This is a genomic window from Leifsonia sp. Root112D2 (assembly GCF_001424905.1).
Taxonomy (GTDB): Bacteria; Actinomycetota; Actinomycetes; order Actinomycetales; family Microbacteriaceae; genus Root112D2.
Genome location: NZ_LMCU01000001.1, coordinates 2,325,635 through 2,343,589, shown reverse-complemented (window position 1 = coordinate 2,343,589; position 17,955 = coordinate 2,325,635). Strand labels below are relative to the sequence as shown.

General features: G+C 67.3%; 16 protein-coding genes. 10 read left to right on the top strand and 6 right to left on the bottom strand.

Annotation, left to right across the window (positions count from 1 at the left end):
• The first annotated feature begins 66 nt into the window (after positions 1-66).
• From ASC63_RS10850 to ASC63_RS10840, 3 genes are read left to right on the top strand one after another with little or no spacing between them, the layout of a single operon-like run.
• A complete protein-coding gene (locus ASC63_RS10850) occupies positions 67-1,473 on the top strand; it encodes an MFS transporter (protein WP_055813008.1) in 1,407 nt (468 codons plus the stop codon).
• A gap of 20 nt (positions 1,474-1,493) precedes the next feature.
• Complete coding sequence (locus tag ASC63_RS10845; protein ID WP_055813005.1) at positions 1,494-3,602, top strand: molybdopterin oxidoreductase family protein; 2,109 nt, start codon at positions 1,494-1,496, stop codon at positions 3,600-3,602.
• The gene (locus ASC63_RS10840; RefSeq protein WP_327063349.1) at positions 3,599-5,332 is read left to right on the top strand and encodes an FAD-dependent oxidoreductase; all 1,734 of its coding nucleotides are present in this window, start codon (positions 3,599-3,601) and stop codon (positions 5,330-5,332) included. The genes ASC63_RS10845 and ASC63_RS10840 overlap by 4 nt, the downstream gene beginning before the upstream one ends.
• Here ASC63_RS10840 and rimM read toward each other — a convergent pair.
• From rimM to rpsP, 3 genes are read right to left on the bottom strand one after another with little or no spacing between them, the layout of a single operon-like run.
• Positions 5,303-5,953, bottom strand: coding sequence for a ribosome maturation factor RimM (gene rimM / locus ASC63_RS10835; protein ID WP_055813002.1), 651 nt, complete (start codon positions 5,951-5,953; stop codon positions 5,303-5,305). The two genes, ASC63_RS10840 and rimM, sit on opposite strands and share 30 nt — an antisense overlap.
• Position 5,954: 1 nt before the next feature.
• Positions 5,955-6,191, bottom strand: a complete 237-nt coding sequence (locus tag ASC63_RS10830; protein WP_055812999.1) for an RNA-binding protein — start codon at positions 6,189-6,191, stop codon at positions 5,955-5,957.
• A gap of 2 nt (positions 6,192-6,193) precedes the next feature.
• Positions 6,194-6,667 (bottom strand): 30S ribosomal protein S16, encoded by a 474-nt coding sequence (rpsP, locus tag ASC63_RS10825; RefSeq protein WP_055812996.1) that lies wholly within the window; start codon positions 6,665-6,667, stop codon positions 6,194-6,196.
• A 254-nt stretch (positions 6,668-6,921) separates the two neighbouring features.
• Here rpsP and ASC63_RS10820 point away from each other — a divergent pair, with 254 nt between their 5' ends.
• On the top strand, positions 6,922-7,731 hold the full coding sequence (locus tag ASC63_RS10820) for a spermidine synthase (RefSeq protein ID WP_055812993.1): 810 nt from the start codon (positions 6,922-6,924) through the stop codon (positions 7,729-7,731).
• Positions 7,732-7,759: 28 nt separating this feature from the next.
• Here the strand turns inward: ASC63_RS10820 and ASC63_RS10815 are convergent, their stop codons facing one another.
• The gene (locus tag ASC63_RS10815; protein ID WP_055812990.1) at positions 7,760-8,455 is read right to left on the bottom strand and encodes a hypothetical protein; all 696 of its coding nucleotides are present in this window, start codon (positions 8,453-8,455) and stop codon (positions 7,760-7,762) included.
• 209 nt (positions 8,456-8,664) lie between these two features.
• Here ASC63_RS10815 and ASC63_RS10810 point away from each other — a divergent pair, with 209 nt between their 5' ends.
• The 6 genes from ASC63_RS10810 to ASC63_RS10785 all read left to right on the top strand — a co-directional run bounded on the left by ASC63_RS10810 (position 8,665) and on the right by ASC63_RS10785 (position 15,830).
• Positions 8,665-9,804 carry a sensor histidine kinase gene (locus ASC63_RS10810; RefSeq protein ID WP_055812987.1) on the top strand — a complete coding sequence of 380 codons (1,140 nt, stop codon included), beginning with the start codon at positions 8,665-8,667 and terminating at the stop codon, positions 9,802-9,804.
• Positions 9,801-10,481, top strand: coding sequence for a response regulator (locus ASC63_RS10805; RefSeq protein ID WP_055812984.1), 681 nt, complete (start codon positions 9,801-9,803; stop codon positions 10,479-10,481). Before ASC63_RS10810 ends, ASC63_RS10805 begins: the two co-directional genes overlap by 4 nt.
• Positions 10,482-10,602: 121 nt before the next feature.
• Complete coding sequence (locus ASC63_RS10800) at positions 10,603-12,234, top strand: ABC transporter substrate-binding protein (RefSeq protein ID WP_162242894.1); 1,632 nt, start codon at positions 10,603-10,605, stop codon at positions 12,232-12,234.
• Positions 12,224-13,207: an ABC transporter permease gene (locus ASC63_RS10795; RefSeq protein ID WP_235492176.1), complete on the top strand. Its 984-nt coding sequence runs from the start codon at positions 12,224-12,226 to the stop codon at positions 13,205-13,207. Before ASC63_RS10800 ends, ASC63_RS10795 begins: the two co-directional genes overlap by 11 nt.
• Positions 13,204-14,103: an ABC transporter permease gene (locus ASC63_RS10790; protein ID WP_082487513.1), complete on the top strand. Its 900-nt coding sequence runs from the start codon at positions 13,204-13,206 to the stop codon at positions 14,101-14,103. Before ASC63_RS10795 ends, ASC63_RS10790 begins: the two co-directional genes overlap by 4 nt.
• Positions 14,100-15,830 carry a dipeptide ABC transporter ATP-binding protein gene (locus ASC63_RS10785; protein ID WP_055812975.1) on the top strand — a complete coding sequence of 577 codons (1,731 nt, stop codon included), beginning with the start codon at positions 14,100-14,102 and terminating at the stop codon, positions 15,828-15,830. Before ASC63_RS10790 ends, ASC63_RS10785 begins: the two co-directional genes overlap by 4 nt.
• 21 nt (positions 15,831-15,851) lie before the next feature.
• On the opposite strand, the gene ffh is transcribed toward ASC63_RS10785, so the two are convergent.
• Both ffh and ASC63_RS10775 read right to left on the bottom strand, forming a co-directional pair.
• Positions 15,852-17,426: a signal recognition particle protein gene (gene ffh / locus ASC63_RS10780; RefSeq protein WP_055812972.1), complete on the bottom strand. Its 1,575-nt coding sequence runs from the start codon at positions 17,424-17,426 to the stop codon at positions 15,852-15,854.
• Positions 17,427-17,452: 26 nt separating this feature from the next.
• On the bottom strand, positions 17,453-17,953 hold the full coding sequence (locus ASC63_RS10775) for a DUF2004 domain-containing protein (protein ID WP_055812969.1): 501 nt from the start codon (positions 17,951-17,953) through the stop codon (positions 17,453-17,455).
• Positions 17,954-17,955: the final 2 nt, after the last annotated feature.

Here is a 17,955-nt window from a genome sequence, read left to right as displayed (position 1 = left end):
CGCACTCGCTGTAACACGGCCTCAATAGCGTCGGAATACGCATAGACACCCATGCAAGGAGAGCCCATGAGCAGCCTGCGCACCGACAACGCAACCGACACCGCCGCCCCTCCCTCGACCGTTCTCGAACGCCGGCCGGGCCGCTGGATCGACGGGTGGAACCCCGAAGACACGGCGTTCTGGCAGGCGAGCGGCAAGGCCATCGCGTCACGCAACCTCGGCTGGTCGATCTTCGCCGAGTTTCTCGGCTTCGTCGTCTGGCAGCTCTGGAGCATCGTGGTGGTCTTTCTGCCCCAGGCCGGCTTCACCCTCAGCACCGGTGAGATCTTCTGGCTCATCTCACTGCCGAGTCTCGTCGGGGCGACCCTGCGTTTTCCGTATACCTTCATGGTGCCGCGCTTCGGCGGACGCAACTGGACGATGATCTCGGCCGGCCTGCTGCTCATCCCCGCCATCACGCTCGCGGTCTGCGTCGGCAACCCCGAGACGCCATTCTGGGTGCTGCTCGTCGCCGCCGGCCTGGCCGGCTTCGGCGGCGGCAACTTCGCCAGCTCGATGTCGAACATCACGTTCTTCTACCCGCAGCGGGAGAAGGGCTGGGCACTCGGACTCAACGCGGCCGGCGGCAACCTGGGCGCCTCTGTCGCCCAGTTCGTCGTGCCCATCGCCATCACCATCGGCGCGGCGAGCGCGGTCAGCCTCCCCCTCGCCGGCTGGATCTGGATTCCCTTCATCCTGTTCGCGATCTTCGGGGCGTGGCGCTACATGGACAATCTCTCCAGCGCGAAGGTCGATTTCTCCGGCTCCATCGCCGCCGTGCGCGAACCGCACCTGTGGCTGCTCGCGTTCTTGTACATCGGCACCTTCGGTTCCTTCATCGGCTTCGCCGGGGTGTTCCCCAAACTCATCGCCGACCAGTTCCCTGCGTTCTCCGCCCTGCAGGTGGGCACGGCATCCGTCTCGTTGGCCTTCCTGGGTGCGCTGGTCGGCTCGCTCGCCCGGCCATACGGCGGGCGCCTCGCCGACCGCTTCGGCGGTGCGGTCGTGACTGTCGTCTCCTTCGCGACGATGGCGCTCGGCACGCTTCTGGTGATCGTCACACTGCCGCTCGGCAGCTTCTGGTTGTTCCTGGCCTCCTTCCTGCTGTTGTTCGTCGCATCCGGAATCGGAAACGGTTCGACCTACCGCATGATCCCGACCGTGTTCGCGGCCCGCGCCGGTACACCGGATGCGCACATCACCGGCAGCAGCGTGACGGTGCAACGCACCACGGCGGCTGCACTCGGCCTGATCTCGGCCATCGGCGCGTACGGTGGGTTCCTCATTCCGCAGGCGCTCGGCCTCTCCAAATCGTCGACCGGTTCGTACACCACCGGCTTCGCCTGGTTCATCGCCGGATACGCGATCATGCTCGCTCTCACGGTCGTCTTCTACCTGCGTCGCAGCACCGCGGCCGGGCGTCAGCGCATCTGAGCGCCGAGCCTGCTCTCACCATGACGGCGACAGACACACACTGTCCGTATTGCGCGCTGCAGTGCGCCATGACGTTGCACTCGAATTCGGATGCCGCCGCGTCCTCCGCGTCCACACTGACGGTGAGCGGACGCGACTTTCCCACCAACCGCGGCGGCCTGTGCAAGAAGGGCTGGACCTCGGCGGAGCTTCTCGACTCGGCGGAACGCATCCTGCAGCCCATGATGCGTGGGGACGACGGACGCTTCTCCCCCGTCGGCTGGGGACGAGCTCTCGATATTATCGCCGAGCGGCTGGCGAGCAGCCGGCGCGTGCACGGGGCTGATTCGGTCGGCGTCTTCGGCGGCGGCGGGCTCACGAATGAAAAGGCCTACCAACTGGGCAAGTTCGCCCGGGTGGCACTCGGCACCTCGCGCATCGACTACAACGGGCGGTTCTGCATGTCGTCGGCAGCCGCGGCGGGAACCCGTGCGTTCGGGCTCGATCGAGGCCTGCCCTTCGCCGTCGCCGATCTGGACGCGGCCGAGACCATCCTGCTGCTCGGCTCCAATGTGGCCGAGACCATGCCGCCGTTCATCGCCCACCTCGCCGGGGCGCGGGCGGCGGGAGGGCTGTTCGTGGTGGACCCCCGTCGCACGGCGACGGCGCGACTCACCGAGGACGGCGCCGGCGCGCATCTGCAGGCCGCGCCGGGCACGGATCTGGTGCTGCTGCTCGGGCTCACGCACATCGTTCTCGCCGAGGGGCTCTACGACAGGGAGTACGTGGCCGAGCGCACCCTCGGTTTCGCCCAGCTGCGTGCCAGCGTGAGTGCCTGGTGGCCGCAGCGAGTGCAATCCATGACGGGCGTGCCCGTCGCGGCACTGCGGGAACTCGCCCGGCGCCTCTCCGCGGGCCGAGGCACGTACATTCTCACCGGTCGCGGCGTCGAGCAACATGTCGACGGCACGGATACCGCCACCGCCGCCATCAACCTCAGCCTCATCCTCGGCCTGCCCGGCAGCAGCCATTCGGGCTACGGCACCCTCACGGGGCAGGGCAACGGCCAGGGCGGGCGCGAGCACGGACAGAAGGCCGATCAACTGCCCGGCTACCGCAAGATCACCGACCCGGCAGCCCGGGAGCATGTGGCTCGAGTATGGGGTGTCGACCCCGAGACGCTGCCCGGCCCAGGGGTACCTGCCGTCGAACTGCTGAACTCCCTGGGCAGACCCGGCATGATCCGCTGCCTGCTCGTGCACGGCTCCAACGTGGTCGTCTCTGCCCCCGATGCCGCCCGCGTACGCAAAGGTCTCGAATCGCTCGAGCTGCTCGTGGTCTGCGACTTCTTCTTCTCCGAGACCGCCGCCTTGGCCGACTTCGTGCTGCCCGTCACGCAATGGGCGGAGGAGGAGGGCACGATGACCTCATTGGAGGGCCGCGTGCTGCGCCGCCGTCGAGCCATCGATGCGCCGTCGGGGGTGCGCAGCGAGCTGTGGATCATGCACGAGCTCGCCAAACGGCTGAACTCGCCATCGACGTTCAGCGCCGACCCCGGGACCGTCTTCGATGAGCTGTGCCGGGCATCCGCGGGGGGAATCGCCGACTACTCGGGGCTCAGCTACGCCCTGCTGGATGGCGAAACCCCCGCATATTGGCCGTATCCTGCCGGATCGACCGGCACGCCGCGCCTTTTCACCGAGCGCTTCGCGCACGCCGACGGCAAGGCGCGCATCGTCGCTGTTGCGCCCCACGCAACCGCCGAGCCGCTCTACCGGGACGGCATGCTCACGCTCATTACCGGACGGCTACTCGAGCAGTACCAATCCGGCTCGCAGACCCGCCGCGTCGAGGAACTCAACACCGCACAGCCGCGCGCACGCCTGCAGCTGCATCCCGCAACCGCCGCCCGACTCGAGATCACAGACGGGGCGAATGTCGAGGTGAGCAACGTGCGCGGAACCGTGCGCTGCGTCGCCCGGGTGAGCAGCGACATCCGTCGTGACACGGTCTTTCTGCCGTTCCACTACGCCGGCGATGAGTGCGCCAATCTGCTGACGCAGGATGCCACGGATGCGATCTCGGGCATGCCCGAATTCAAGACCACGGCCGTGCATGTGCGCCCCCTGCGCGAGGCGGCGCTGACATGAGCAGGCCCGACATGAGCCGGCCCGACATGAGCCGGCCGCTGCGCGTCGTGCTCGTCGGCTACGGGCCCGTTGGCGCGCGCTTCGTAGAGGAGTTGCTGCCCTCCGTGCGCGGCGGCACCGTGGAGGTGACAGTGGTCGGTGCCGAAGATGCGGATGCGTACAACCGGGTGCTCATCGCCGAATACGCCGTGGGGCATACCGACCGTGCTGCGCTGACGGTGACCGACACGCCTGCGGCCATCGATGCCGGCGTTCGGATGCTGCGCGGCGCCCGAGTGACGGCCATCGACACCGAGGCACACAACGTCACTGTCGTCGTCACCGGCGCCACTGCCGGTCTGCCCGGCACTGAGCGCGTCGAGTATGACCGCCTCGTGCTCGCGACGGGTTCCCGGGCGAACATCCCCACCCTCGACGGCATCGAGAGAACAGCGCGCGACCGGCCGTCGCTGCTGCGTGCGGGCGCGGATGCGATAGCCCACGACCCGAGCCTGCCCGCCGGCGTCACGGTGCTGCGCGATCTGGCCGACGCCGAGCGCGTGCGCGCCATCGTCGAGGCCGGGCAGCGGCTCATCGTGCTGGGTGCAGGCGTGCTCGGACTCGAACTTGCACTCGCGGCCGCCGGTCAGGGCGCCCAGGTGAGTGTGGTGCATCACGGCGGCTACCCGATGCCGCGCAACCTCGACCGCGGCGGCGGCACCGTGCTCTCCGACAGCCTGCGCGAGGCGGGCATCGAGGTGATAGCCCACAGCCGGGCCGAAAGCGTGCTGCTGGGCAGCCCCGAAGCCATCGGCGACGACAGCGCCTCCAACAACAGCGGCGCGCAACGTTTCGAGGCGCTGTGCTGCGCCGACGGCAAGATCATCGCCGGCGATCTGCTGGTGCTCTCGTGTGGGGTGAGCCCGCGCACCGAGCTGGCAACTCTCGCTGGCCTGCCCACCGCCGGCGGCATCCTCGTCGACACCGAACTGCGTTCCTGGGGCGACGACGATGTGTTCGCCATAGGCGACTGCGCCCACGTTGCGGCGCGGCCCGATGACGGCGCGGCCGAGGGCGTGCACGGTGCGCCCTCCGGCCTGATCGGGCCGGGTTGGCGTCAGGCCGAGTGGCTTGCCGGCCGCCTGGCCGGCGAGGCGGTCGGCGGCACGCCCCTGCCCGCGCTCGCCGCCGAACGGCCCGCCATCGTCATGCTCAAGGCGGAGGGCATCGACGTGGTCTCGGCCGGCGTCGTGGACCCGGAACCGTGGGACAGGGAGCCGCAGAACAGCGAGCTGGCCGCATCCGGTGACGCGGCGCATCCGGCAGCCCGCAGGCAGGTCTCACAGTGGGCCGATCCCGAGCACGGCCGCTACGTGAAGATGGTGACCCGCGGCGGGGTGCTCGAGGGCATGGTGAGTGTCGGAATGCCGCGCACGGGGGCCGAGCTCATGCTGTTGTTCGAGCGCGGCAGCGAGCTGCCCGCCGATCGCTCCATCCTGCTACGCCACGACGGACCGGACGAGGTTTCGACCACGGTGACCGGCGAGCTATCAGCGGATGAGACGGTGTGCTGGTGCAACGCGGTGACCGTCGGTCACATCCACGATGCCATCGACGACGGCAACACGACCGTCGCGTGCGTCGGCTCGGCGACACGCGCCGGCACGGGGTGCGGCGGCTGCAAGGGGCGCATCGCCGAACTGATCGACCGGTTCAGCGCCTCAGGCGATCCTGTCGCGATCGGCGTCTGAGTCGTCTGAATCGTCGTCAGCCGCTGCTGTCGCTGTCGCGGCCGGCTCAGCCGGATCCGCATCGCTGTCCTCGTCGGGAAGCTCCTCGAAGAGCCCGTTCGGCGGGGTGATAGTCACGGTTCCCGCTGCGATGTCGACGGCAGGCACGATGGCCTTCACGAACGGCACGAGCACCTCGCCGGAATCCGTCTCGATGGCCAGCAGGTCTTGCGCGGGCAGGTGGTCGACACGGGAGACAACGCCCACGTTCACGCCGTCGCGCAGGGCGACGAGCCCGACGAGCTGGTGGTCGTACCAGGCGTCGTCTTCGCTCGGAAGCTGCGCGGGGTCCTGATCGATCCACAGAATGGCCTTGATCAGGCTCTCGGCCTCGGTGCGGTCGGTGACTCCCTTGAAGAAGCCAACCGCGTGGGAGTTGTACCAGCGCAGCTCGGTGAGCTCGATGCTCTTGCCGTGCCACTGTGTGCCGCTCGGTACCTGCAGCGAGAACACGGCGCCCGGAACGAAACGTTCGTTCGGCTCGTCGGTGTACAGCTCGAGCTTGATGCCGCCCTTGAGGCCGTGGGCCTTCATGAGGCGGCCGACCCGCAGCTGGGTCCTGGGCTCTTTCTTCGCCGACACCTTAGGCGTCGGTGTCGACGACGTCGACCCGCACGCGGCGTCCGTCGGCGAGCGCAGCCACGAGGGTGCGCAGCGCCTTGGCGGTACGACCGGAGCGGCCGATGACCCGACCGAGGTCCTCGGGGTTCACACGAACCTCGAGAACCTCGCCACGGGGTGAATTCTTTGCCACGACGTGAACGTCGTCAGGGTGATCGACGATCCCCTTGACAAGGTGCTGCAGAGCGGGAGCGAGCAAGACTAGGCCTTCTCGGTCTCGGTGGTCTCGGCTTCAGCCGCGACCTCTTCGCTCGGCCCGTTCTCGGAAGCCACGGTCTCGGCGGCTTCGGCCTTGGCGGGAGCCTCGGCCTTGGCGGCCGGCTTCTCCGCCTTGGGCTTCAGCACCGGCTTCTTCTTCTCGTCGGCGACGAAGGCGACCTTTTCTTCCTTGGTCTTCACCGTGTTCTTCGGGTTCTTCTCGCCCTTGAACGTTCCCCAGTCACCGGTGAGCTTGAGAATGGCCTCGACCTGCGGGCTCGGCTGTGCGCCGACGCCCAGCCAGTACAGCGCACGCTCGGAGTCGACCTTGATGAACGAGGGCTCCTCGGTGGGGTGGTACTGACCGATCTCCTCGATCACACGACCGTCGCGCTTGGTGCGCGAGTCGGCGACAACGATGCGGTAGTACGGCGCGCGAATCTTGCCGAGACGCTTCAGACGGATTTTGACAGCCACAATTCTCCTGTGTTGTATGGGATGTTTTCTCGAACTGACTGCCGTGAGCGTGGGGGCACACTCGGCAGGAGGTCTATGGGAGTTTCGGATGCCTGATTAGAGGGTCGGGCGAAACGTAGCTCGACTGGCCATTCTGCCAGATTTGCACCCGTTGCGGTAATCGCGCGAGGCTCGATGCGGTGCGCGCCACATTCGCCGCCGCATCCCGCGCGCCGTGTTGGACGCGACAACGGTGAAGCACGTAGTGTCTGGTTATGCAATCGGCCACGTCGGTGACCCTCACAAGTGACCAGGTGAACGCTTCCATTGTGCCGAATCGCGGCACGAATGGGGGCTTCTCTCTCGTCATCGACGGAACCACCCAATCCCACGTCAACCCTGAGGATCCCCGCGACCTGCAGCTCGACTATGTGCGGGCCATCGCCGGGCTGATCGAGGCGGCTTTCCCGGCCATCCGGCCCCTCAACGCTCTGCACTTGGGTGGGGGCGCCCTGACGGTTCCGCGGTACGTTGGCGCGACGCGAACGGGTTCGCGTCAGCGCGTGGTGGAGCTGCACGGTGATCTGCTGAACTTCGTACTCGAAAACCTGCCGCTGGCATCCGACGTCGACCTCGAGCTCGTTGTCGGGGATGCCCGCACCGCGGTGGAGGAGCACGTGGGCACCGATTCAGCCGTGTGGGATCTTGTGACGGTCGACGTCTTCTCGGGCAGCATCGCCCCCCGCCACGTCTCGACGAGCGAGTTCTATTCGATGATCGCGGATGCCCTCTCCCCCGACGGCGTCGTGATAGTCAACACGCTCACCTCGCATGGCCTGCCGTTCACTTACGATGCTGCCGTCACGCTGAGCTCGTTGTTTCCGCACGTTGTTGCCGTCGCACCGCAGGCGGTCGTCGCCGGAGAACGCAACGGCAATATCGTTCTGGCCGCATCGCGCCGGCCGATCGAGCTGCCCGACCTCGCTGCGCAGGCCGCGTCGTGGCCCCGCCCGGCACAGACGTTCTCCGAGGCTGCGGTCGCCGATTTCGCCCGCGACGGCCTCGTGCGCCACGACGAAGCATAGGCCGACGCTACCGCCGCCTCAGCCCTGCCTACCCGGCATCGGCGACGCGGAGTGCGCTGTAATCGTCTGCCGCCGGGATCGGTGAGTTAGACCGTCGCCGAATGACGGCCACGATGATCGGCACGAAGGTCAGCACGAGCGCGACGAGTTGCACCGTTCCCGCAATCGGCCCGCCAGCGAAGTTGGCGACCGTCATCACGATCGCCGCAACAGGAACCCATACCGGCACGACCTTCGCGCGCCGCAACCCCAGCGTGAGCACGATCGGACCGAGAGAGAACGTGACGAGGAAGGACAGCAGAAGGAACGTCGTGAGGGCGCTCGCGTCGTCGGCCCGAGCCATCGCCTTTGCTGCCTCGGTGGAGACACCGCTGAGGGCGATATCACCGAACACACCGAAGTACAGGGCCAGGTGGCCTATCGCGACGGCGAGACCCAGCGCGGTGAGCACTCCGCCGATGAGGGTCATCACCCAGCCGCGAGAACGTGCCAGGCCAATCGCGCTCGGCATACCGCAGATCCAGAGCAGCGGCCCGAACACGGCGAGGAAACCGGCGATCTGCCAGAGGCCTTGGTTCTGCCGCACGGCGTCGAATACCGTCGCCGACGAGTCGCCCGATTGCAGCATCCATTGGATGACGGTGGTAGCGATGAGACTCGCGGGGCCGGCCGCGAGCCCGGTCACGCCGATGATGCGGAGGGTTTTCTCCCGTGCGTTGTTCATGATGCTCCTTGTCGTTGCCTGCTGTGCCGGTGTCGCCGGCCCGTACGATTCGAGGCTGCTCTTGCACCGCTGTCGAGCGCGTCGTCCGCGAGGGCGAGCGGCCACCGCAGCCTGGTGGGATTGCGGCGCGCCGGCATCCGCAATTCGGGTGAGGCGCCCCCGCCGAAATGCGTACGACCGTCTCGGCGTGCGCGCAATAGAGTGAGGCCATGCACGAGCGCATCGCGGCGTTATGGCGCATGAGGATCGCTGGATTCCCGGCGCCGGATCTCGCGCTGGCCATCATCATGCTCGTGATCGCCGTGCTCAGTACCGCGACGGGAAATCCCGCCGAGGGGCCCCTGGCTGTGACGCTGCCGGTGGCGATCGTCGCACCGCTCTCGCTCGCCTGGCGGGTGCGGTCTCCCTTCGTCGCCGTGGGCATCCTTGTGGTCTCCGGACTCACCCAGTCCCTGCTGGCCGAGGTGCCGGGATCCCTGTGGTCTCTCGTGTTGTACGCGATAGTCATGTACTCCACCGCGTCGACCTACACGGAAGGCCGGGCCGCTCTCGCCGGTGTGATCCTGGTGGCCGAGCTGATCATCGAGGAACGCATCGACAACGGTGTCGACTATCTCTTCGTCGTCGTGCTGTTCGGGGGCCTGTGGTTGCTCGGGCGGGCCAGCAGGCTCTGGCGCACACGCGTCTCGCACGCCGAACAGCGCGAACGAGACACTGCGCGCCTCGCCGTCGCCGAGGAACGTGTGCGCATTGCGCGCGAACTGCACGACATCGTGGCTCACAGCCTGAGCGTGATCTCTGTGCAATCGGATGCGGCCGAGGCCGCCCTCGCGGCGCGCCCCGAACTGGCGCGCGCACCCCTGCACGCCATCCGATCCACGGCCAGGGATTCTCTCGGCGAGATCCGGCAACTGCTGCAGGCGCTGCGGGACGATGACGACCCGGTGCCCTCCGCCTTCGGGCGGGCTACCCTCGACGAACTGGTCGCGACGGCGGCCAGCGCGGGGCTGCCTGTGGTGCTTCGTGCGGATGCGAGCGAGACGCTCCTCCCCGCGCCTCTCGAGGCTGCGGTCTACCGCATCGTTCAGGAGGCCCTGACCAATGTCATCAAACACGCCGGGCTCGTGGCCACAACGGTGAATCTCTCTCGCGGTGAGGCTGCGCTGCGACTCGACATCGCGAACGTCGGCTCACGACAGGGCAAGCGCCGACCGTCCGCGCCGGGCTACGGGCTCATCGGAATTCGTGAGCGGGTCGCCTCGGTCGACGGCACGCTGACGACCGGCCCAACGCCGGATGGCGGCTTCCAGGTTTCCGCGCGCATCCCGCTACCCGCGAGGCTCGCATGACGACCGTGGTGCTGGCCGACGACCAGGAACTCGTGCGCACCGGTTTTCGTCTGATCCTCGACCTTGAGCCGGGAATCGAGGTCGTCGGGGAGGCGTCGAACGGCGAGGAGGCCGTGCGTCTGGTCGCTCGCACGCATCCTGATGTCGTCTTGATGGACATCAGGATGCCGGTGCTCGATGGCATCGAAGCGACCCGGCGCCTCAGCGCGGCCGGTTCGGCGTCGAGGATTCTTGTTCTCACGACGTTCGATGCCGACGAATATGTCTACGAGGCGCTGCGGGCGGGCGCGAGCGCCTTTCTGCTGAAGGATGCACCGCGCGAGCAGCTCATTGCCGCCGTGCACGCCGTGGCGCGCGGAGAGTCGCTGCTCGCCCCCTCCGTCACCCAACGGCTCATCGAGCGATTCGTGCGGCTGCCGTCGCCAAGCGATGTGCTCCCCGTCGCTGTCGCCTCACTCAGCTCGCGTGAGCAGGAGGTTCTCCGACTCCTGGCACAGGGTCTGTCGAACGCGGAGTTGGCGCGTCGGCTATATCTCGGCGAGGCCACGGTCAAGACGCACGTCGCCCGGCTGCTCGCAAAGCTGGAGGTACGGGACCGCGTCCAGGCCGTCGTTCTCGCGTACGAGAGCGGTTTTATTCAGCCTGGTGAGGCCCCGCACGGCATCCCTCCTGCATAAGCGCGGCACTTATCGCGCATCCGCGCGCATCCCGTCAAGCCGGAATGCTGTGTTACTTCACACAAGGTCACGCACGGTCATGTTCGCCCGCCGGGGCCGCGCGCTTGTCAGGATGACCCTCGTGAACAAGAAAACCTGGACCGCTCTCGCCCTCGCTCCCCTCCTGCTTCTGCTGAGCGCCTGCGCGGGGGGCGCCGGCCCGTCCGGGTCGGAGAGCTCGACGCCCGTGCGCAACGGCTCGCTGACGATCGGCACCAATGGGCAGGAGCCGCCGTGCATCGCGCCAGCCGAGAACGCCGGGCTCAACGGGCCCGAGCTCTCTCGCCCGCTGACCGACTCCGTCATCTACGAGAACCCGAAGACCGGCAAGCTCGAGCCGTGGCTCGCCTCGTCGTGGACGATCTCCCCTGATGGCCTCGACTACACCTTCACCCTGCGCAAGGGCGTCACCTTCAGTGACGGGCAGAAGTGGGATGCCGCCGCGTTCAAGGCGAATCTCGACTACATCGTCAACCCGGCCACCAAGTCGCCGATGTCGGCCTCGTACATCGCACCGTATGCCGGCTCGACCGTCGTGAACGCCGACACCCTGAAGGTGCACCTCAGCACCCCGTATTCCGCCTTCCTGCGGGTGCTCGCCCAGGGCTTCTTCGGCGTCGTCTCGCCGAAGGAGATAGCGGATGCCCCGGGCAACATCTGCGCCGACCCGATCGGCACGGGGCCCTTCACGCTCGTCAAATGGACCAAGGGCCAGAGCGTCGAGTACACGCGCAACGATGCGTACAACTGGGGTCCTCCCGGCACCCACACGGGTGCGGCCTACCTGAAGACGTATACCGTGCTGATCCTCGCCGAGGATGCCACGCGGTACAACGCGCTCGCATCCGGCCAGGTGGATGCCGTCGACTGGGTTCCGGCGCAGTCGATCGCCTCGGCCAAACAGAATTCCAGCATCGGCATTCTGCAGGCGACCACGCCGGGGCATCCGTTCACCTGGTGGCTCAACACCACGAGGGCCCCATTCAACGATCTGAAGGTGCGCCAGGCACTCGTGACGGGCATCGACCGCGCCCAGATCGTGAAATCCGTGCTCTTCGGCCAGTACAAGACGGCCACGGGGTTTCTGACCTCGTCCACGCTCGACTACGCCAAGAACGACATTCCATTCAACGTGACGAAGGCGAATCAGCTGCTTGACGAGGCTGGCTGGACGAAGCGCGACAGTGCCGGATACCGCACCAAGGACGGCAAGCGCCTCACCGCCTACTACCCGACGTCGAGCGCCATCGCCTACCGCGTGCAGATCGCCGAGCAGATTCAGGCCCAGGCCAAGAAGCTCGGCGTCGATATCGAGATTCAGTACCCGACGGCACAACAGCTGAGCGAGCGCACCATCTCGGGCGACTACGACATCAACTCGGGCATCTGGGGAACGAACACCCCGGACATCCTGTGGCTGAAGTACGACTCGAAGAACATCACGACGCCGCAACGCATCGGGCTGAACTCCTCGCGCCTGTCGGACCCGAAGGTTGACCAGTACGTGCAGGAGGCGCGCGAGACGACGGATGCAAGCACACAGGCGGCACTGTACGAAAAGGCACAGGCGCGTCTGATCGAACTCGCCCCGGCGATCCCCTTGTTCGACGATCAGCGCGTCGTTGCATACAACAAAGACACCGTGCACGGTCTGAGCCTCGAGACCGCGTACCCGGCGCCATACGTCTTCGACGCGTGGACGAGTGGCAACTGAGATGACGGCGGCATCCGGGCTGAGGGTGGTACGGCGAGGGGGTCTCGCCGGCACTGTTCTGTTGCGCGTGGTCGGCGCGATAGGCGTGCTCTGGGGCGCGGCGACACTGGCCTTCCTCGCGATCTACCTCAGCCCGGGTGACCCCGCATACGCCGTGCTCGGCGGGGAGCAGGCGAACCCTTCGCCCGCCGTGCTCGCGCAGATTCGCCACGAGTACGGGTTCGACCAGCCCTGGTACGTGCAGTACGGCACGTACCTGTGGAAGCTGGTACACGGCGATCTGGGGCGGTCGTACCAGCTCAAGGAGCCGGTCTCGCAGGCGATAGGCCAGCAAATCGGCGGCACGGTTCAGCTGGCCGTGACGGCCGGAACGCTGGCGATCCTCATCGCCGTCGTCGTGGCGACGCTGACTGCGCACCGTCGCCGCTGGATTCGCGGCACATCCAGCGCCATCGACCTGACGCTCGCCTCCATGCCGTCGTTCTGGCTGGGCATTCTGCTGCTCAGCGCCTTCTCCTACGGCCTGCACGTCTTTCCGGCCATCGGCAACAAGGGCTGGCAGTCGCTCGTGCTGCCCTCGGTGACGCTGGCGCTGCCCCTCGCAGCCGTGCTCACGCAGGTGCTGCGTAACGCGCTCGAGGAGGTCTTCGACCAGCCGTTCATCCAGAGCGCCAGGGCACGAGGGTTGTCCGACGCGTATGTGCGGGTTCGGCACGCGCTGCGGCACGCGCTGATCCCGCTCACAACGATGGCCGGCTTTCTCGTCGGAGGGCTCTTCGGCGGCGCCGTCGTGACGGAGACACTCTTCAACCGCCAAGGGCTGGGGCGGCTGCTCCTCGCCGCCGTCAACGGCAAAGACCTGCCCATCGTCATCGCCGTCGTCGTACTCTCGGCGGGCGTGTACGTGATAACCAACCTGGCGGTCGACCTGCTCTACCCGCTCATCGACCCGCGCCTTCGGAGGCTCGCATGACATCCGATCTGCTCACCACCGAGGCGCCCTCGTCCTTCGCCGCACCGGAGGTCTCGACGCCGGCCACGGCACTGCGCTCGCGACGGTTTCGCGTCGGCGTGCCGCTCGCGGTCGTGCTTGCGCTGGCCTTTCTCGCCTTCCTCGCGCTCTCGACGATAGTTCCGCAGTGGATCGCGACGAGCGACCCGCTCGCCGTCACCACCCACGTGCTCGCGGGGCCCAGCGCGGCGCATCCGCTGGGAACGGATGAGAACGGCCGCGACGTGTTCAGTCGCATCGTCTACGGGGCCCGCGAATCGCTCATGCTCGGTTTCGGGGCCATAGCGCTCTCGGTGGTCGGCGGCTCGATTCTCGGCATTCTCGCCGGCCTGGGCAATCGTTTCGTCGAGACCGTCGTCATGCGCTTCATCGACATCGGCCTGGCCTTTCCCGAGATGCTGCTCGCCCTCGTCGTGATTGCCGTCAGCGGCGCGGGAACGGTCAATGCGCTCATCGCGATAGGGGTGGCCGGAATTCCCAGCTTCGCCCGGCTGGTGCGAGCGCAGACGCTGGGCATCCGTAAGGCCGCATACGTGGACGCGGCGCGTGCCCTCGGGCTGAGGGAGCCGGCCATCGTGCTCAGGCACATCCTGCCCAATGCGCTGCGACCCATTCTGGTGCTCGCCACCATCGGCGTCGGCACCGCCACGATAGCCGGCGCCGCCCTGAGCTTCATCGGTCTCGGCACGCCACCGCCCGCACCGTCGTGGGGAGTCATGCTCTCGACGGCCCGAAACTTTCTGGGCCAATCGTGGTGGTACGGCATCTTTCCCGGCCTCGCCATCACCCTCATGGTCGTGAGCGTCACGGTCGTGGGTCACTGGCTGCAGCGGCGACTCGAGGGGCGGTCACGATGACCGCCGCGGATGCCTCTGGCGCGCCTTCGCCCCTGCTGTCGGTGCGCGATCTGCACGTCGGGTTCGGCTCCTCTGCTGAGTTCACGCAGGTCGTGCACGGCGTCTCCTTCACCATCGCCCGGGGCGAGTGCCTCGCCATCGTCGGCGAATCAGGATCGGGCAAGAGCGTCACGGCGCGAACGGTGATTGGTCTCCCGGGCGACGGCGCCACCGTGCAGGCGGCGCAGCTCTCCTTCGACGGCATCGACCTGCTGCGTGTGCGCGAGCGGGGCTGGCGCAGCCTGCGTGCGCGGCGCATCGGCTTCATCCTGCAGGATGCGCTCGTCTCACTCGACCCGCTGCGCGAGGTCGGCAAGGAGGTCGAGGAAGTACTGGCCCAGCACACGAGCCTGAGCGTGGCCGAGCGACGTGCCCGGGTGCTCGAGTTGCTGACATCCGTCGGCATACCGGATGCGAGAAGACGCGCCAGGCAGATACCCCAGGAGCTCTCGGGCGGGCTGCGCCAGCGCGCGCTGATCGCCACCGGCATCGCGGCGGATCCCGAACTGATCATCGCCGACGAGCCGACCACAGCGCTGGATGTGACGGTGCAGGCCCAGGTGCTCGCCCTGCTGCGCGGCTTTGTCGACGCAGGCCGCTCCCTGCTGCTGATCAGCCACGACCTCGCCGTCGTCTCGCAGATCGCCGACCGCGTGCTCGTCGTTCAGGCGGGTCGCATCGTCGAACAAGGAGCCGTCAGCGAAGTGCTGCGTTCACCGCAGCATCCATACACTCGGCAGCTGCTGCAGGCGGTTCCCTCGGCGGCGTCCAAAGGCACACGACTCTCCCCCGAGCCGCCGAGCTCCTACGGTGAGCGCACGTCCGGTGCAGCATGGACCGTTCGGCCACGCGGGTCGTCGGGCGCCGTGGATGCCGGTGGCACCGGTGACGCTGGCGACGCCGATGTCGTGGTGTCTGCGCAGCACGTGTCGAAGGAGTTTCGTTCCCGCTCGGGCGAGAGCCACGTTGCCGTGGCCAATGCCTCGTTCGCCCTGCGCCGGGGCCAGACCCTCGGTATCGTGGGCGAGTCGGGCTCGGGCAAGTCCACTCTCGCCCGCCTGGTTCTCGGGCTGGATACGCCAGGAGAGGGACGCATAGAGGTCGGCGGCCGCGCGTGGCCCGAGCTACGCGGGCCCGCGCTGCGGGCCGCACGTCTGGGCATTCAGGCCGTCTACCAGGATGCCTTGAGCACCTTTGATCCGCGGCACACGGTGGCGAGGATTCTGCGCGAGGCGCTCGGCGCATCCGGTGTTCGTTCTCGTCGTGAGTCTCTCGCGCAGAGTGTCGAGTTGCTCGAGCTCGTGGGCCTCGGTCGAGAACACCTCGAGCGGCGCCCACTGCAACTCTCGGGCGGGCAGCGGCAGCGCGTCGCGATAGCGCGGGCGCTCGCCCCGCGACCCGCGGTCATCGTGTGCGACGAGCCGGTCTCCGCACTCGACGTGTCGATTCAGGCCCAGGTGCTCGACCTGTTCGCCGATATTCAGAAGACCACTGGTGTCGCGTACCTGTTCATCAGCCACGACCTCGGCGTGATTCACCACGTCGCCGATCGGGTGCTGGTGATGAAAGACGGGCGCATCGTGGAGCAGGGCGACGCCGCCGACGTGCTGCACAACCCGAGCGATCCGTACACGCGCGAGCTGCTGGCGGCGATCCCCCGGCTTAACTCGGCAGCAGCCGCGCTCTGAGCCGACGGCGCTACTCCCGCGTCAGCGCCCGAGGAACTTCTGCAGCGTGGCGAGTTCTTCCTCGCTCGGAGCGCCCTTCGCGGCATTCTTCGAGCCGCCCAGTCCGAAGCCTGAACCGGCGGCAACCGCGCTGCCCGCGGGCTTCTCCCCCGACGCGAGCGCCGCGTTCTCTGCCGCCCGCTTGGCCGGGTTTCCCGAGCGCGAACCCTTCTTCTTGGCCTGCTGCTTGCCGCGGCCGCCACTGAATCCCGCGCCGGGAATCGGGCCCATGCCCGGAACCTGGGGCATCCCGCCCTTCGCGACGGTCTTCATCATCTTCGCGGCCTGCTCGAAGCGGTTGACGAGCTGGTTCACCTCGGTGACGGTCATTCCGGAACCGCGGGCAATACGCAGGCGGCGCGATCCGTTCAGCAGCTTCGGATTGGTGCGCTCGGTCTTCGTCATCGACTGGATGATCGCCTCGGTGCGCACGATCTCCTTCTCGTCGAAGTTCTCGAGCTGCTGCTTCATGCCACCGGCGCCCGGCAACATGCCCATCATCTTCTTGATGGAGCCCATGTTGCGCAGCTGTTGCATCTGCTTCAGAAAGTCGTCGAGCGTGAAGGTGTCTGTCGCGAACTTCTCGGCGACCGCGCGCGCCTCCTCCTCGTCGAAGGCACCCTGCGCCTGCTCGATAAGGGTGAGCACGTCTCCGAGATCGAGAATGCGGCTGGCCATGCGGTCGGGGTGGAACGGCTCGAAGTCATCGAGACCCTCACCCGTCGACGCGAACATGATCGGGCGCCCCGTCATGGATGCCACGGACAGCGCGGCACCACCGCGCGCGTCACCGTCGAGCTTGGTGAGCACGACACCGGTGAAGTCCACGCCGTCCTGGAACGCCTTCGCCGTCGCGACGGCATCCTGCCCGATCATGGCGTCGATGACGAAGAGCACCTCGTCGGGATCGACCGCCTTGCGGATGTCTGCCGCCTGCTTCATGAGTTCGGCATCGACGCCGAGACGGCCGGCCGTATCGACGATGACGACGTCGTAGAGCTTCTGCTCGGCGAACTTCACGGCGTCGCGGGCGACCTTCACCGGGTTGCCGACCCCGTTGCCGGGCTCAGGCGCATACACGGGAACGCCGGACTGCTCACCGACCACCTGCAGCTGCGTGACCGCATTCGGGCGCTGCAGGTCCGCGGCGACGAGAACGGGCGTGTGGCCGTCTTTCGCCAGCCACTTGGCCAGCTTGCCCGCCAGGGTGGTCTTACCGGCTCCCTGCAGGCCGGCGAGCATGATGACCGTCGGCGGCTTCTTCGCGAACTCCAGCCGGCGCTGCTGGCCGCCCAGAATCGTGATGAGCTCCTCGTTGACGATCTGCACCACCTGCTGTGCAGGGTTCAGCGCCTTGTTGACCTCGTCGCTGAGCGCGCGCTCGCGCACCGTGGCGGTGAACGCCTTGACGACATCGAGCGAGACGTCGGCGTCGAGCAGCGCGCGACGAATCTCGCGAACGGTGCCATCGACATCCGCCGCCGAAAGCTTGCCCTTGGTGCGAAGGTTCTTGAAGGTGTCTGCGAGACGGTCAGACAAAGTTCCGAAAGTAGCCATGGTGCAGCCAGTTTAACCTGCCCGGCTCAGTTCTCCATCTCGATGGCCACGACGCTGCCACGGATGTCGAAGCTCACCATGAGCAGGTACTGAACGTCTTCGGGGCTGATCGAGTAGTCGAAGACCGCGAAGGCCTCGCCCTCGTCGTCACGCTCGGGGTAGAGAGCGATGCGCGCGAGTTGCAGCGACCGCAGCACGTCCATGGGAATATCGCCGGAGTTGTGCACGAGCAGGTCGAGCAGGCTCTCCCCCATCTCGTCCATGTGGGTGTCGATGTAGTTCGATGTGGCGGAGCCCCGCTCAGAGAGCTGGGCGATCAGCGCGTCTCGGGCACGCGCGTCGAAACCTTCCACCGCGAGCAGCATCGCCGAGGCCGAATTGAGCGCCGTCTCGCTGACGGCGCTCTCATCGTCTGCCGTGAGTTCCACGGTGACGGGCTGCTCGGCGAGCTCGACGACATCCGACCAGCTCAGGGCGCCGGACGCGTCTTCGTCGATGATGCCGAAGTAGTCATGCTCGATGGCCATCG

Excerpts from the sequence above, each read along its gene's own strand:
- ASC63_RS10850 (WP_055813008.1), top strand. The coding sequence starts at position 67 with ATGAGCAGCCTGCGCACCGACAACGCAACCGACACCGCCGCCCCTCCC.
- ASC63_RS10845 (WP_055813005.1), top strand. The coding sequence starts at position 1,494 with ATGACGGCGACAGACACACACTGTCCGTATTGCGCGCTGCAGTGCGCC.
- ASC63_RS10840 (WP_327063349.1), top strand. The coding sequence starts at position 3,599 with ATGAGCAGGCCCGACATGAGCCGGCCCGACATGAGCCGGCCGCTGCGC.
- ASC63_RS10820 (WP_055812993.1), top strand. The coding sequence starts at position 6,922 with ATGCAATCGGCCACGTCGGTGACCCTCACAAGTGACCAGGTGAACGCT.
- ASC63_RS10815 (WP_055812990.1), bottom strand. The coding sequence starts at position 8,455 with ATGAACAACGCACGGGAGAAAACCCTCCGCATCATCGGCGTGACCGGG.
- ASC63_RS10810 (WP_055812987.1), top strand. The coding sequence starts at position 8,665 with ATGCACGAGCGCATCGCGGCGTTATGGCGCATGAGGATCGCTGGATTC.
- ASC63_RS10805 (WP_055812984.1), top strand. The coding sequence starts at position 9,801 with ATGACGACCGTGGTGCTGGCCGACGACCAGGAACTCGTGCGCACCGGT.
- ASC63_RS10790 (WP_082487513.1), top strand. The coding sequence starts at position 13,204 with ATGACATCCGATCTGCTCACCACCGAGGCGCCCTCGTCCTTCGCCGCA.
- ASC63_RS10785 (WP_055812975.1), top strand. The coding sequence starts at position 14,100 with ATGACCGCCGCGGATGCCTCTGGCGCGCCTTCGCCCCTGCTGTCGGTG.
- ffh (WP_055812972.1), bottom strand. The coding sequence starts at position 17,426 with ATGGCTACTTTCGGAACTTTGTCTGACCGTCTCGCAGACACCTTCAAG.
- ASC63_RS10775 (WP_055812969.1), bottom strand. The coding sequence starts at position 17,953 with ATGGCCATCGAGCATGACTACTTCGGCATCATCGACGAAGACGCGTCC.